This is a genomic window from Methyloceanibacter superfactus, from assembly GCF_001723305.1.
GTDB lineage: Bacteria > Pseudomonadota > Alphaproteobacteria > Rhizobiales > Methyloligellaceae > Methyloceanibacter > Methyloceanibacter superfactus.
This window is the reverse complement of record NZ_LPWF01000028.1, coordinates 106,594-120,335: the sequence shown is the minus strand read 5'-3', so window position 1 is coordinate 120,335 and position 13,742 is coordinate 106,594. Positions and strand designations below refer to the sequence as shown.

12 protein-coding genes and 2 pseudogenes are annotated in these 13,742 nt (G+C 65.9%); 3 read left to right on the top strand and 11 right to left on the bottom strand.

Annotation, left to right across the window (positions count from 1 at the left end; genetic code table 11):
- Positions 1-437: 437 nt before the first annotated feature.
- The 11 genes and pseudogenes from tolB to AUC69_RS11285 form a co-directional block, all read right to left on the bottom strand.
- Positions 438-1,751: a Tol-Pal system beta propeller repeat protein TolB gene (gene tolB / locus AUC69_RS11335; protein ID WP_069442245.1), complete on the bottom strand. Its 1,314-nt coding sequence runs from the start codon at positions 1,749-1,751 to the stop codon at positions 438-440.
- 13 nt (positions 1,752-1,764) lie between these two features.
- Positions 1,765-2,655, bottom strand: coding sequence for an energy transducer TonB (locus AUC69_RS11330; RefSeq protein WP_069442244.1), 891 nt, complete (start codon positions 2,653-2,655; stop codon positions 1,765-1,767).
- 20 nt (positions 2,656-2,675) lie between these two features.
- Entirely contained in the window at positions 2,676-3,149 is a 474-nt protein-coding gene (locus tag AUC69_RS11325) for an ExbD/TolR family protein (RefSeq protein ID WP_069442243.1), read from the bottom strand.
- 9 nt (positions 3,150-3,158) lie between these two features.
- Positions 3,159-3,860 carry a protein TolQ gene (gene tolQ, locus AUC69_RS11320; RefSeq protein WP_244500219.1) on the bottom strand — a complete coding sequence of 234 codons (702 nt, stop codon included), beginning with the start codon at positions 3,858-3,860 and terminating at the stop codon, positions 3,159-3,161.
- Between the two features lie 238 nt (positions 3,861-4,098).
- Entirely contained in the window at positions 4,099-4,563 is a 465-nt protein-coding gene (ybgC, locus tag AUC69_RS11315; RefSeq protein WP_069442242.1) for a tol-pal system-associated acyl-CoA thioesterase, read from the bottom strand.
- Positions 4,563-5,597, bottom strand: a pseudogene (gene ruvB, locus AUC69_RS11310) (Holliday junction branch migration DNA helicase RuvB). The gene ybgC and the pseudogene ruvB overlap by 1 nt, the downstream one beginning before the upstream one ends.
- Positions 5,594-6,202 (bottom strand): Holliday junction branch migration protein RuvA, encoded by a 609-nt coding sequence (ruvA, locus tag AUC69_RS11305; protein ID WP_342018577.1) that lies wholly within the window; start codon positions 6,200-6,202, stop codon positions 5,594-5,596. The pseudogene ruvB and the gene ruvA overlap by 4 nt, the downstream one beginning before the upstream one ends.
- Positions 6,199-6,726, bottom strand: a complete 528-nt coding sequence (gene ruvC / locus AUC69_RS11300; protein WP_069442241.1) for a crossover junction endodeoxyribonuclease RuvC — start codon at positions 6,724-6,726, stop codon at positions 6,199-6,201. Before ruvC ends, ruvA begins: the two co-directional genes overlap by 4 nt.
- A gap of 714 nt (positions 6,727-7,440) precedes the next feature.
- On the bottom strand, positions 7,441-7,596 hold the full coding sequence (locus tag AUC69_RS17100) for a DUF4242 domain-containing protein (protein WP_141700753.1): 156 nt from the start codon (positions 7,594-7,596) through the stop codon (positions 7,441-7,443).
- A gap of 329 nt (positions 7,597-7,925) precedes the next feature.
- The gene (locus AUC69_RS11290) at positions 7,926-8,345 is read right to left on the bottom strand and encodes a lysozyme inhibitor LprI family protein (RefSeq protein ID WP_083239362.1); all 420 of its coding nucleotides are present in this window, start codon (positions 8,343-8,345) and stop codon (positions 7,926-7,928) included.
- Between the two features lie 11 nt (positions 8,346-8,356).
- A complete protein-coding gene (locus AUC69_RS11285; protein ID WP_069442239.1) occupies positions 8,357-8,953 on the bottom strand; it encodes a hypothetical protein in 597 nt (198 codons plus the stop codon).
- A 150-nt stretch (positions 8,954-9,103) separates the two neighbouring features.
- On the opposite strand from AUC69_RS11285, the gene AUC69_RS11280 reads away from it, so the two are divergent.
- The 3 genes and pseudogenes from AUC69_RS11280 to AUC69_RS19770 all read left to right on the top strand — a co-directional run bounded on the left by AUC69_RS11280 (position 9,104) and on the right by AUC69_RS19770 (position 13,741).
- Positions 9,104-9,718: a hypothetical protein gene (locus tag AUC69_RS11280; protein WP_141700752.1), complete on the top strand. Its 615-nt coding sequence runs from the start codon at positions 9,104-9,106 to the stop codon at positions 9,716-9,718.
- Positions 9,628-11,763: a mechanosensitive ion channel domain-containing protein gene (locus tag AUC69_RS11275; protein WP_083239361.1), complete on the top strand. Its 2,136-nt coding sequence runs from the start codon at positions 9,628-9,630 to the stop codon at positions 11,761-11,763. The genes AUC69_RS11280 and AUC69_RS11275 overlap by 91 nt, the downstream gene beginning before the upstream one ends.
- Positions 11,764-11,876: 113 nt before the next feature.
- Positions 11,877-13,741, top strand: a pseudogene (locus AUC69_RS19770) (putative bifunctional diguanylate cyclase/phosphodiesterase).
- Position 13,742: the final 1 nt, after the last annotated feature.

Here is a 13,742-nt window from a genome sequence, read left to right as displayed (position 1 = left end):
TTCCACGGCAAATCAGTGTCGTGATTTAGCCGAGCTTCAGCGGCTCCATGACGACGGCCTTCTCGTGATGGCCGAAGCAGCCACCAAGCGAAACGGCGGCGGCCACGAGCATGACAGCGGCGATAACGCCCTTCAAACCCTGCATGGTCTTCTCTCCTTTGGTTAAAACGGCAATAGCCGTCTTTGCATGTACCGGGGCGACGTTTTCAGATCAAGATCGGACTATTGTCCAGGGACCGTTTTGCCGGTCATTGATGCTAAAATGCCACTCCGAATCTCATCCTCCAGCCCGCTCAAGCTATCCCGCTCGGAGACGCCGATCAAGGTGTGGTTAACGACGTTGAGGCACTCCGATTAAGAAAGCGTAATCGACTGTTGCAAATAGGCCGCAACCGCCGCGCGCAGTCCACAACCAGCCAAAAAATGGCTGAAAACAGCTAATTAATCAGGGGAGACCAGGCCGGGTCGGAGCCGAAGGCCGGGGTCGCGACCTGGCGCTCGTTGTAGCCCGTGAGGTCGATCGTGTAGAGCCGCGGACCGCCGCCGGCACCGGGGGATTCCCGGAAGAACATGAGCACCCGGCCGTTGGGCGACCAGGTCGGACCCTCGTTGTGGAACCCCTCGGTGAGGATGCGCTCGCCCGTCCCGTCGGGCTTCATCACACCGATCAGGAATCGCCCGCCGAGCATCTTGGTGAAGGCGATGAGATCGCCCCTGGGCGACCATACCGGGGTCGAGTAGCTGCCCTCCCCCTGGCTGATGCGGCGCTGATTGGAGCCGTCCGCGTCCATGACATAGATCTGCCTGGAGCCGTCCCGATCGGTCTCGAAGGTGATCTGGCGGCCATCCGGCGCGTAGCAGGGCCCGGTGTCGATCGCGTCCGTATTGGTGAGCTGCAAGGTCCGCCGGCTGCGCAAATCCATGGCGAAAAGGTTGGAATTCCCGCCCTGCTCGAGGCTCATGACGATGCGCATGCCGTCGGGCGAGAACCTTGGGGCAAAAGTCATCCCCGGGAAGGCGCCGACGATCTCCTTCTGCCCGGTCTCGATATTGAGCAGATAGACCTTCGGCTCCGCCCCCTCGTAGGACATGTAGGTGATCTCTTGGGTCGAGGGGCTGAATCGCGGCGTCAGCACCAGGCTCTGGCCTTGGGTCAACAACCGTACGTTGTGGCCGTCCTGATCCATGATGGCCAAGCGCTTCATGCGCCGGTCCTTCGGGCCCGATTCGTCGACGTACACGATACGCGTGTCGAAATAGCCCTTCTCACCGGTAATGCGCTCATAGATTGTATCGGCGATGATGTGGCCGAGGCGGCGGGCTTCCTGCGGCCGCGAGAACACCTGCTCGCCCACCAGCTGCTTGCCGGACAGCACGTCCCACAGCCGGAACTCGGCCCGGATCTTCCCGTTGGTCGAGCCGATATGCCCGACGACAAGGGCTTGGGCGTTGATGACCTGCCAGTCCTCGAAGCGCGGCACGCTGCTCATGGCGAGATCGCGCTCGATGAACGCCGCCTGGTCGATCGGCGCGAACAGGCCCGAGGATTGAAGATCCTCCGCCACGACGGTCGAGATTTCACGCGCCGCTTCGGGATCGATTCCGAGCCCCGCACCAAAATCGGCAATGGCGATCGGCATGGGCTGGATGGTGCCTTGCGTGATGTCGAGCTCGACCACCGCATAGGCCGGCAGCGGCGCCACGACGGCACCGAGCAAGCCCGCAAGCACAATGAGAGATGATCGCCGCATCGTGAATGTCCCCCTAGCCGCTGCGATACATCTGGCTTGGGTCGAAATTGAGGATCATGTCGCGCCACAGCGCATATTTCGCCACCGGCAGCGCATAAGGCTGACACTGGAACACCGCGCGCACCGCGCTATCCGCCGCCGCCTGGAAGAAGGGCGACGAGCCGGAGTTCGCGACGCTCGGATAGCCTTCGAGCGTGCCGTCCTGGTTCAGCTTGAGCCGGATCTTGACGACGATGGCGTCCGCCCCGAGCCCGCCCGGCGGCGGCGTCCAGCAATCGGCGATGCGCGCACGCAAGGCGTCGATCTCGTTCACCGACATCGCCATCTCCGTGCCGTTCGATTGTCCATGCACCGGCTTCGTCTCCGCCGCCCAGTCTTGCGGCTCGGGCTCGTCGACGGCATCGGGAATCTTGTTGAGCAGCGCGGAGATGCGGTCGGTATCGAAGTCCTTCGTCTTGGGCGCCGGTTTCGGGGTATCGGCTTTGGCCGTCTGCTTCGGCGGCTCGGGCTTGCGCACCGGCGCGGCGGGCTTCGGTTGCGGCTTCGGCGCCTCTGCCGTCTTCTCCGGTTTCGCTTCGGGAGCCTTGGCAGCAGGTTTCGGCGCGGGCGGCTTCGGCGCTTCGGCCGTCTTCTCGGGCTTCTTGATCGCCGCGGTCTGCTCAGGCGCCTTGGCGGTCTTCTCCTTCACCGCTTGCGGCTTCTTCTCTTCGGGCTTGGCGGCGAGCGGCGCGTCGTCCTTCGCGTCCTTCATGCCCGCTTTGATCTTGGTGATGTCCGCCGTCGTCGACAGATCGACGGGAACGGCGACGAGCGGCGCGGACATATGCGACGACGAGAGGCCGACGATGGCGAACAGCACGATCGCCACATGCAGTGCGGCAGAGATGAAGGTACTCGGGCCCATGGTCCTGGAAGAGTTCCCCGTCAGGGTTGATCCACTTGATCGGTGACGAGGGTCACGGGCAGGCCGGCTTCCTTGATCCGGACCAGCACCTTCGCGACGTTGCCGTAAGGCGTTCCCTTGTCGCCGCGAACCCACACTTGCGTTCCGCCACCGGCATCCCGGATAGCAGTAAGTTTGGGCATAAGTTCGTCAAAGCCGATCTCGGTGTTCTGCAGGAAGATTTTTCCGTCAGCATCGACGGTGATGCTAAGCGGCGCCTGCTCCGGGTTCACCGGCCCCGCCTCGGTCGCCGGCAATTCCACCTCGGGCAAGGTCGCGTTGGCGTCGATGTCGACGCCGACGGTGAGCAGCGGCGCCGTGACCATGAAGATGATCAGGAGTACGAGCATCACGTCCACCATGGGCGTGACGTTGATCTCGCTCATCGGTAGGCCGGAGCGCCGTCTGGCGCGGCGGTTGGACAAGGCACCGCCTGGTTGAAGTCCTGCTCCCATGATCGGGCCTCACGTGGTCTTGTCGATTTGCCGCGACAGGATGGCTGAGAACTCGTCGGCGAAGCCTTCGAGACGGGCCGCGTGCCGCGCCACTTCGCTGTTGAATTTATTGTAGAAAATGACCGCCGGAATGGCCGCGAGCAGGCCGAGCGCGGTGGCGAACAAGGCCTCGGCGATGCCCGGCGCCACCACCGCGAGGCTGGTGTTCTTGCTCGTGGCGATCGCCTGGAAGCTGGTCATGATGCCCCAGACCGTGCCGAACAGCCCGACGAAGGGCGCGGTCGAGCCGACCGTGGCGAGGAAGGTCAGCCGCCGCTCGAGCCGCTCCACCTCGCGGCCGATGGTGACGTCCATCACCTTCTCGACCCGGTGCTGCACGCCCGGCATGGGCTTCAGCGCACGGTCGCCGCTCTCCCGTCGGTCGAGCGCTTCCACTCGCGCATCGCCGCCACGAACAGCGCCGCCATGCCGGTGTTCCGCCGCTGCGCCAAGTTGGTAGAGCTCGTCGAGCGACTGGCCGGACCAGAACACCTGCTCGAACTTGTCCGCCTCCTTCCGCGTCTTGGCGAACAGGAAGAACTTCTCGAAGATGATCGCCCAACTCCACACCGACGCCAGGATCAGCCCGATGATCACGAGCTTCACGACGAAGTGGGCATTCATAAACAGGTGGAAGATCGACAGATCGACGGCGACATCCGACGGATTCATTCACGGCCTCATGGCATGAGCTCCAAGCGCATGCCCCTAGGCGTCAACCCACGGACGGCCACTTGGATCCCGCGAGGGTTCAAAGACCCGCAGGGGAGTTCGACGTCGCCGGAGGGAGCCGCATTTCGCTCGCTAAACCCCGACCTTTCGCGAGCGATTGTGACTAAACTTGGGCTCTACCGCCCGAGCCGCGGCACGCGACTCTACCCGGCGCAATTTTATGCTTTACCGGTCTTAGCTACGTTTCACGCGACCGGTTAACGAATCGTTGAAGCGCGCCCCGGACCATTTGACCTATCCGTTGGGGTTTGCCCGACGCCGACACCAGCACGACGGTCACCTTGGCGCGGGCAAGCGCCACCCCGTCGCGCCGCACCTCCTGCGCGAGCACCAGGCTGGCGCCGCCGATCTGGGCGCAAGAGGTCACCACTTCCAGCACATCGTCGAGACGGCCCGGTCTCAGAAAATCGATGTCGATATGGCGCACGACGAAGATCGTGGGCTCGCCCTCTTTCGGGTTGGCGAGATCTTGGTGACTGATGCCGAGCAGGCGGACGAAGTCGGAACGGCCGCGCTCGCAGAATTTCAGAAAGTTGGTGTGATAGACGACGCCGCCGGCGTCGGTGTCCTCGAAATAGACGCGCACCGGCAAGACATGGGTCTCGCCCTCGATGCGCCCGGCAAGGTCCGGCCAGGTGCCCACTAGTCTTCGCCGCCGTTGAACAGCGGGAACTGCGCCGGTTGCGCCGGCGGCGCCACGCCGAGATGACCGTAAGCCAGCGCCGTCAGCACCCGGCCGCGTGGCGTGCGGGCGATGAAGCCCTGCTGCAGCAGATAAGGTCGATGATCTCCTCGATAGCGTCGCGCGGCTCCGACATCCCCGCGGCGATGGTCTCGATGCCGACCGGCCCGCCGCCATAGTTCATGGCGATCAGCCGCAAATAGCGGTGGTCGAGCGCGTCGAGCCCGCGCGAGTCCACCTCGAGCTGCGACAAGGCACTATCGGCGAGCTTGGCGTCGACCGCGCCATTGCCCTCGACGGCGGCGAAGTCCCGCACCCGGCGCAACAGCCGCCCCGCCACACGCGGGGTGCCGCGCGCGCCGGCGGGGCGATCTCATGCACGCCTTCCTGCGTCAGCGGCAGTCCGAGCAGCCGCGCGCCCCGTCGCACGATCTCTTCCAACTCCTCCACCGTGTAGAACTGGAGCCGGATGGGAATGCCGAAGCGTTCGCGCAAAGGCGTCGTGAGCAGTCCGGTGCGCGTGGTGGCGCCGATCAGCGTGAAGCGGGCGACATCGATGCGTACCGAGCGCGCCGCCGGTCCCTCGCCGATGATGAGGTCGAGCTGGAAGTCCTCCATGGCCGGATAGAGGATCTCCTCCACCGCGGGCGAGAGCCGGTGAATCTCGTCGATGAACAGCACGTCGCGGTCCTCGAGATTGGTGAGGAGTGCGGCGAGATCGCCCGCCTTGGCGATCACCGGGCCCGAGGTCGCCCGGAAGCTGACGCCGAGCTCCCGCGCCACGATCTGCGCCAGCGTCGTCTTGCCGAGACCCGGCGGCCCGGCGAACAGCACATGGTCGAGCGCTCGCGGCGGCCCGCGGCGGCATCGATGAACACTTTGAGATTGGAGCGGATCTTGGCTTGGCCGATGAACTCACCAAGCGTCTGTGGGCGGAGCGCCGCATCCGGCTGGTCCTCGTCGCGTTTCGCCGCCGCTAGCATGCGCTCACTCATTGGGCGAGCTCCTTGAGCCCGACGCGGATCAACTCCTCGGCGCGGGCCTCGTTGCCCATCTTGGCGATGGCCGCGCTGACGGCCGCCGCCGCCTCGCCGTGGGCATAGCCGAGATTGGTCAGCGCCGAAACCGCATCGCGCGCGCGAGACCTTCCGGCAACGCCGCCACCTGGATGCCGCCGCCGCCCGGTCCGAGGCGGGCGCCAGCGCCGGCATCTTGTCTTACTCGGCGACGATCCGCGCGGCGACCTTGGGGCCGACGCCAGGCGCGCGCGCACCTGGTTCTTGTCCTGGAGCGCTACGGCATTGGCGAGATCGTTGGCCGACAGCGTGCCGAGCACCGCCAGCGCCACCTTGGCGCCGACGCCTTGCACCGAATTGCACGCCCGGAACCAAGCGCGGTCGTGCTCGCTGGTGAAGCCGTAAAGCCGCACGCCGTCCTCTTTGAGATGCGTGTCGATGGCGAGCGTCACCACCTCGCCGATCGGCGGCAGCGTCGACAGCGTGCGCGTGCCGAGCGTCACCTCGTAGCCGACGCCCCCCACGTCGATGATCGCCGTGGACAGCGAGACCGTGTCGACCTTGCCCGTGAGCTTGCCGATCATGACGCGGCCCTCTCGGCTTGCGTGACCCGGGCTTCGAGCTTGGTCCACGCCCGCGTATGGGCATGGGTGATGGCGATGGCGAGCGCATCCGCCGCATCGGCGCTGTCGGGCACGGCGCGCGGCAGCAGGCATTTCACCATGGCGCGGATCTGCGTCTTGTCGCCATGCCCTGCGCCCACCACGGTCTTCTTCACCGCGTTCGGCGCGTATTCGGCGATCGTGAGCCCGGCAAGCGCGGGCACCAGCATGGCGATGCCCCGGGCCTGGCCGAGCTTCAGGGTGGCGGTCGCGTCGCGATTGACGAAGGTCTGCTCGACGGCGGCCTCTACCGGCGACAGCGAGGCCAAGACCTCGGACAGTCCGTCGAAGAGCTGCCGCAGCCGGTGGCCGAGATGCTCGTCCGAATCCGAGGTCACCGAGCCGCAAGCCACATAGCTGAGCTTGACGCCGTCAGTGTCGATGACGCCCCAGCCGGTGCGCCTCAGCCCCGGGTCGATGCCGACAATGCGAATCGCAGCCCTCATGGGCGAATCGTAGCACAGGCCACGCCTGGGCAAGCCGCCGGTCGGCTGGCCGGGAACCGGATTTTAGCCCCGGATCGCGGGAACGGATCTCGCTCACCCGGCGTTAGGAGTTCGGGCGTAAGCTGCGTGGAGCTCCGAGGGAAGCCGGGACACTCCAACGCCCGAGAAGGATCTCTAGGGGGAGCATCCTCGTGTCTGGTGCCAGCAATATCCTCGACCCAGTCGGGGCCGCCCAGGACGACATCGACCGGTCGAAGCATCTCATCGCCTCGACCCTCGACGAACTCTCACGCCATCATAGCTGGCTCGAAAGCTACCATCGCGACGAAAGGCGCCGTGCAGAGCGCCTGCGGCGCCAAGAGGCGCTGGACCGGCTGGCGCTCAAGCGGCAGCGCGCCGCCTGGCGCCTGCGGCGCTTCACCGTCACCTCTCTCGCCGCGATGCGGTCGGCCGCGATCTTCCTGTCGCGCACCACCCTCGCCTGTCTTCGCGCGGCGCGGAGATTCAGCCTGCGCGCCGCCGCCTGGACAGCACCGCGGGCCAAAGCGCTCGCCGCCCTGCTCGGGCGGTCCATGGCGGTGGGTTGGTCGTGGTTCCTGCGGACCGCCCTGTGGCTCGCCCGCGCGGCTTCGCCTATGCATCGATCGGCTTTGCCTGGACGGTCCAAACCTCCGAGCGCCTCGGCATCGTCTTCCGCAAGCGCCTCGCTGCCGGTTACGCGCAAGCCTCGGCCCAAACAGCGGTGCTCACGCACCCGATGCGGAAGCGGGCCTCGGCTGCGTGGATGCGGACCCAGCTGCGGTCACGGCGCTTGGCCAGCACCACGCAGGATCGCCTTGCCGCCGATTGGTCCAGGGTGCGAAGGCGCACGCCCATCCTCGCGCGACACGCAAAGGGCCGGATGGTCGCGGAAAGCGCCACGCTCTCCCGGGCGCTGCAAAGCCACGGGACTGCCGGCGCCGTTTGGGCTCGCACCAGATCCCGGAGCTTCGCGGCCATCGCCGCCAAGACGGCGTCAGGCGGCTGGTCCAGATGTCGTTCCTGGGTTGAAGCGCAGGGCTCGCGCCTATCGCGGGCTTTCGACTCCCTGAAGCCGCATGACCCGGCGCATCGGGCCTTGGTGGTCAGGCGCTGCACCGCCTTGGTTGCGCGCGAGCCGTGGCGCCCCCGGCTGCCCGCCCTCCTCGGAAGCTGAGGGACTACCGGTCGAGATAGCGCGCCCTGAGGTCCTTGGTACGGGCTTCGGTGTGCTCGAGCAGGCAGCTCATAATGGCGCCGCTCGCGCCAGACCCACCCCACCACTCATAGCCGACGGCTTCGCAATCGTGCTCCTTGAATTTTATCCAAGCCCGCTGTGACTCGAGCAGCTCGTCGTTCCAGGCCTTGCGCTCCTTCGCCGGCAAATAGTCGGCGGTGCCGACACTGGCCATGACCTGTTTCCACACCGCGTTCAGGTCCGCGTCGGCCGTCTTATAGGCCTTGCCCAGGCACTCCCGCATCGCGAGGGTGGTGACGGCGTCCGCGCACGGATCGGCCTCTGCCGCGAGTGCCGCCGTGGCGCACAGGCCGAGCCATGCCAGTGTCACGCAAGCCATGCCGGTGATGCCGAGCCTCATCATGTGTCTCCAGTTTAACGTGGCGCGATGGCCGCGCGCCGGCGCCGATAGGTGATGACCGCAATGAGCGCCGCGGCGGCGACGCTCAGGAACACGATGACGAGCGCACTGAACACGAGCGTCAGGATGCGCCCCGTCATGCCGCGGCCCACGGCGAGCACGGCTTGCGGCTTCTCTTCGCCTTCCGGGTAGACGGCCACCAGCTTGTACTCTCCCGCCTTGGGCACCTCGAAGGCGAGCACCGAGCGGCCGGCGCGCCCGCCCAGCTCATAGCTCGAGGTCGCGCCGGGCTGGTCTAGGGTGAGGGGCTCGCCGCCGCCGGCGGGCACGATACGCACCAAGAGGCCGGAGACGTCGGTGCCGGAGTAGATGCGGCCGTCGACCGTGCTCTGATATTCGTGAAAGATGGTGTATCGGCCCGGCTCGAGCGCGAGATCCGCTTGGCCCGGCACCACCACCTGGTCGAGCCCGCTCATCAGATCGCCGATGTTGGAATAAACCCGGTAGCCCGCAAGCGCGAACCCGGCCAAGGCCACGAGGACGGCCGCCACATACCAGACCCGCCCGGGCGCCGGGCGCTCCACCGTCGGCCGTCGCGTTTGATCGGTCATCGCACCTCCCCGGGCCGATTTGCCACCCGGCCTGCCGTCAATCTTCCTCATTGTCATGCCCAATGTCTCGCCCCATACGATAAATCATTGGAAACTCTAGGGACTTGCCGGGTCCGGCCCACCCAAACCGGCAAAGGAGGCCGACTGACAATGCCGTTTTGGTTGAGGCGAAACCTGCTTGCTGTCACCGCAACCCTCGCGCTCATGCTGGCGCTTGTGCCGCCGGGCCATGCTCAAGAGCTCGCGCAAGACGCCCCTCAAGACGCCGCTCAGGAGTCCGCTCAAGATTCCGGCCAGGGCGCGGCAGGCGCAGCCCCGGCCCCCGTCGAGGCGCAGCCCGCACCAAGCGAGGCGCCCGCACCCGCGGCACCGCCAGCTGCCGAAGAGCCACCAGTTGCCGAAGAGCCGCCCGCCAGCGCCGAGCAGCCAGCAGCCGAGCCGGCGCCGGACGCGGAATCCGGGCCGGAGCAGGAAGCCGACGCCACCAAGGATAGGTTGGTCACGGCGTTCACCGACTCCCTGAAGCTGTGGACCAACCAGATCAAGGCCCTGGAACAGGCCATCGCCGACGGCGCGACGACCGACGAGGAACTGAGGGCCATCCCCGAATTTCTCGAGACACTGCGCGAGGCCATCCGCGAGCAGAAGGCAAGCTCGAACCCAAGCTCCAAGACATGCGGGAACGTTTGGCCAAGCTGGGCCCCGCGCCGGAGAAGGATGGGCCCAAGGAGAGCCCCGAGATTGCCGCGCAGCGAAAGCGCCTAGAGGCGAATGTCGCCGCCATCGACGGCAAGCTGAAGCAGGCCGACATCCTGTTCGTCCGCGCGGACCAGCTGATCGACGCCGCCAACGACAAGCGCCGCGAGCGCTTCACCGAATCCCTGTTCGGACCGGTCCCGAATTTCTATTCCAGCGTGCTGCCGGCGGCATTCGAGCGCGTGCCGCTGCAACTGAAGCGCCTGTTCGATGCCGGCGCCGAATGGATCTCCCGCGCCTGGGCCAAGGGCATCGTCGTATTTCTGCTGATCTTCCTCGTGCCGGTCGGAGCCGCCGTGGCCGGACGAAGCTTCGTCCGCAACATGGCCGGGCGCGTCGACGCCAAGCAGCGCGCCAACAAGCCGGCCGAGCCCACGGTACAGCAATGCGGCGTTTGGGCCTTGCGCAAGACGGTGCGCAGCACGCTGCCGCTGTGGCTCGGGCTCTTGGTCTTCTATCTCATCGTGTCCGCGGCGGGCCTTGCCGACCCCACCCTCAACGGATTCCTGCTCAGGGCAATTCTCGCCACCGGCTGGGCGATCTTCCTCATCGCCCTCATCACCTATTCCCTCCTGCCCGACGACAGCGCCTGGAAGATCATCCCGTCCACCGACGCGGTGGCTCGGCGCGTCGCCGGTTTGCTATGGGCCATTACCGCGGTCTGGTGGGTCGATCTGGTCTTAAATCTCACCGACACGGCGGTGTTCACGCCCTATCAGGTCTCGGTGCTGCGCTCGGCGATCTTCGCCGCCCTCTACGGCGTGATTCTCGCCGCCATCCTGCTGGCGATCCAAAGCGGTACGGTGATGGGCAAGGCGGCGTTGAGCGGCTGGCGCGCCTGGCTGTTCTCCTTCTGCGGCGCCGTCGCCGGCATCATCATCATCGCCATGCTGTTTGGCTACGAATCCCTCGCCCGCTTCGTGGGCATGCACGCGGTATCCACCGCCGGCGTGCTGTGGATCATGTACCTGCTGCATCTCGCCGCCGAATCCATCTCGAGCGTCAGCGTCATCTCCGGCCGAACCATCGACGACGATCTCGATGAAGAGGAGGACATGGGCGCGCCGTCCTTGCTGACCCTTCGCATCATCGTCAGCCTGCTGCTCGACATCGCCATCATCGCCGTCGGCGTCACCGTGCTTCTGCTTCTGTGGCGCTTCGACTGGGTCGAGGTCAAAGGCTGGATTCAGGCGGCGTTCTTCGGCTTCCAATTCGGCAATCTTCACCTATCGCTTCAATCCGTGCTGATCGCCCTCGGCGTCTTCGCCCTCGGCCTGGCGCTGACACGCTTCGTGCAACGCTGGCTCACCGGCCGCGTGTTCACCGGCCGGCACAGCGAGTCCGGCTTGCACGAATCCGTGCGCATCGGCATCGGCTATCTCGGCTTCGTGCTCGCGGCCTTGGCCGGCATCTCCTATCTCGGCGTCGACTTCTCGAACCTCGCCATCGTCGCCGGCGCGCTGTCCGTCGGCATCGGCTTCGGGCTCCAGAGCATCTTCAACAATTTCGTCTCGGGACTCATCCTCCTGGTCGAGCGCCCGATCAAGATCGGCGACTACATCCAGGTCGCGGGGCTCGAAGGCACGGTGAAGAAGATCAGCGTGCGCTCCACCGAGATCGAGACCATCTACCGGCAATCGGTGATCATCCCCAATGCCAACCTCATCACCGATCCGGTGACCAACTGGATGCATCTCGACAAGAGTTGCCGCCTCGACATCGCCGTCGGCGTCGACTACGGCACGGATGTCGAGCTGTTGCGGACGACTCTTCTAGATGTCGCCCAGCAACATCGCGGCGTTCTCAAGAGCCCGCCCCCGGTCGTCCACTTCGCCGGCTTTGGCGACAGCGCGCTCGACTTCGAGCTGCGGGTGTTCTTGCGCGATGTCGGCGAACGCATCCGCTCCAGCAGCGATCTGCGCTTCACCATCCTGGCGGCGCTCCGGGACGCCGGAATCTCCATTCCGTTTCCGCAGCGGGATCTTCATATCAAGGAGGGTGGCTTCACGCCGGAAGCCGGCGCCAAGCGCAAGCCGACCCAGGGTTCGCGATGAAGGCGCTGCCGGCCGCGACAGCGGCCAAATGCCTTGCCGAAAATCGCGAGATCGTGAGACTTGTCGCCATGCCGTCAACTTAGCCGAAAGGTCGTATGGGCTGATATCGGCCCATGGCGAAAAGAGGAAAAAGCAAACCCAAGATGGCCGCTGGCGATCTGGGCAAGACCCCTGTCGGGCATGGCAAGGCCCCTGTCGGGCAGGGCACCGGTCCTTTCGGCGCGACCAGGAACCCGTTTCAACTCCTCGTCGAGAACATCACCGACTACGCCATCTACATGCTCGATCCGCAAGGAATCGTGACCAATTGGAACCTCGGCGCGCAGCGGTTCAAGGGTTACAAGCCCGCGGAAATCATCGGCCAGCACTTCCGCCGGTTCTTCGTCGACGAGGATCGCCAAAACGGCTTGCCGGAGAAGATCCTGGCAACGGCCGCCGCAGAAGGCCGCTTCGAATCAGAGGGCTGGCGCGCCCGCAAGGACGGCACGCGCTTCTGGGCCCATGTGGTGGTGGACACCATTCGCGATGAGACGGGCGAGCTGATCGGCTTCGCCAAGATCACCCGCGACATCAGCGAGCGCCGCAAGTCGCAAGAGAACCTAGAGAGGCTCGCGCACTACGACAGCCTGACCGGACTCCCAAATCGCATCACGCTGCGCAACCACCTCACCGAAGCCACCGGCTCGCAAACGCCGCTCACCGTGCTCATGCTCGACCTAGACGGCTTCAAGGAGGTCAACGACAGCTTGGGTCATGCGGCCGGCGACAGCATCCTCAGGGCGGCCGGCGAGCGCATCAAGAGTTGCGTGGGCGATGAGGGCATGGTCGGCCGGCTCGGCGGCGACGAGTTCGCCGTGATCATTTCCGATGTCGCCGATCCGGTCCGGGCGGCGGAACTCTGCGACCGGCTGCTCCGCGCGTTTCGCCTACCGCTCGTCTGGGAGGGACAAGAGTCCTTTCTCGGCCTCAGCATCGGCATCGCGCTCAGCCCCAGCCACGGCCAAGACGCCGAGGACCTCCTCTCCAGCGCCGATCTGGCTCTGTATCAAGCCAAGGCGGAGCCGCGCAAAGGCTATTGCGTGTTCCAGCCGATGCTCAGGCAGGCGGCGCTCGCGCGGCGTCATTGCGATCAAGAGCTGCGCCATGCTGTGGCCACGGACCAGTTGGAACTTTTCTACCAGCCCCAGGTGAGGCTCGCCGACTATCGCGTCGTCGGCGTGGAGGCGCTGCTGCGCTGGCGGCACCGCAGCACGGACTTCTCGCGCCGGGCGCTTTCCTCAATGTCCTCGAGCGCGGCGCGCTTGCCCCAATCGTCGGCGACTGGGCGATTCAAGCGGCGGCGGCCCAGGCGCGCAAAATCCACGACTTGGGGCCGGACCACTTCCGGGTGAGCGTCAATCTCTTCGGCGCCCAGCTGCGCCGCGGCCAGCTTCGTTCGGCCGTCGTCCGCGCCCTGGAAGAGAACGCCCTGCCGCCGGCGGCCCTCGAGCTCGAGATCACCGAGAACATCTTCCTCCAGCAAGGCGACACCATGGTCGCTCCGTTGCGGGAGCTGCGCGATCTGGGCGTGGGTATTGCCTTCGACGATTACGGGACCGGCTTCGCCTCGCTCAGCCTGTTGAAGCGCTTCCCCTTGAGCCGGCTCAAGATCGATCAGAGCTTCGTTCACAATCTCTGCGCCGATTCCGAGGACGCAGCCGTGGTGCGCGCCATCGCCTATCTCGCCGAGAGCTTCAGCCTCGAGGTCACGGCGGAAGGGGTCGAGAAGGAGGAACAGCGCAAACGGCTGCGCGAGCTCGGCTGCGAGAGCGCCCAAGGCTATCTGTTCGGACGCCCGATCCCGGCGGACGAGATGATGGGGCTGATCTGCGGCGATCCCCATCACGGTCTCGCCCGCTGGCCGCGAAGCAGCGAGTCCGCCATGATTGACGCCGCCGCGCTCGACGAAGACGTCAGCCCGTTTGCTGCCAGCGCCTAGA

What these genes read in the sequence shown, in the direction of transcription:
- AUC69_RS11285 (WP_069442239.1), bottom strand. Translation starts at nt 8,953, where the DNA reads ATGACCGATCAAACGCGACGGCCGACGGTGGAGCGCCCGGCGCCCGGG.
- AUC69_RS11280 (WP_141700752.1), top strand. Translation starts at nt 9,104, where the DNA reads ATGCCGTTTTGGTTGAGGCGAAACCTGCTTGCTGTCACCGCAACCCTC.
- AUC69_RS11325 (WP_069442243.1), bottom strand. Translation starts at nt 3,149, where the DNA reads ATGGGAGCAGGACTTCAACCAGGCGGTGCCTTGTCCAACCGCCGCGCC.
- ruvC (WP_069442241.1), bottom strand. Translation starts at nt 6,726, where the DNA reads ATGAGGGCTGCGATTCGCATTGTCGGCATCGACCCGGGGCTGAGGCGC.
- AUC69_RS11275 (WP_083239361.1), top strand. Translation starts at nt 9,628, where the DNA reads ATGCGGGAACGTTTGGCCAAGCTGGGCCCCGCGCCGGAGAAGGATGGG.
- AUC69_RS11290 (WP_083239362.1), bottom strand. Translation starts at nt 8,345, where the DNA reads ATGATGAGGCTCGGCATCACCGGCATGGCTTGCGTGACACTGGCATGG.
- tolB (WP_069442245.1), bottom strand. Translation starts at nt 1,751, where the DNA reads ATGCGGCGATCATCTCTCATTGTGCTTGCGGGCTTGCTCGGTGCCGTC.
- tolQ (WP_244500219.1), bottom strand. Translation starts at nt 3,860, where the DNA reads ATGAATCCGTCGGATGTCGCCGTCGATCTGTCGATCTTCCACCTGTTT.
- ruvA (WP_342018577.1), bottom strand. Translation starts at nt 6,202, where the DNA reads ATGATCGGCAAGCTCACGGGCAAGGTCGACACGGTCTCGCTGTCCACG.
- AUC69_RS11330 (WP_069442244.1), bottom strand. Translation starts at nt 2,655, where the DNA reads ATGGGCCCGAGTACCTTCATCTCTGCCGCACTGCATGTGGCGATCGTG.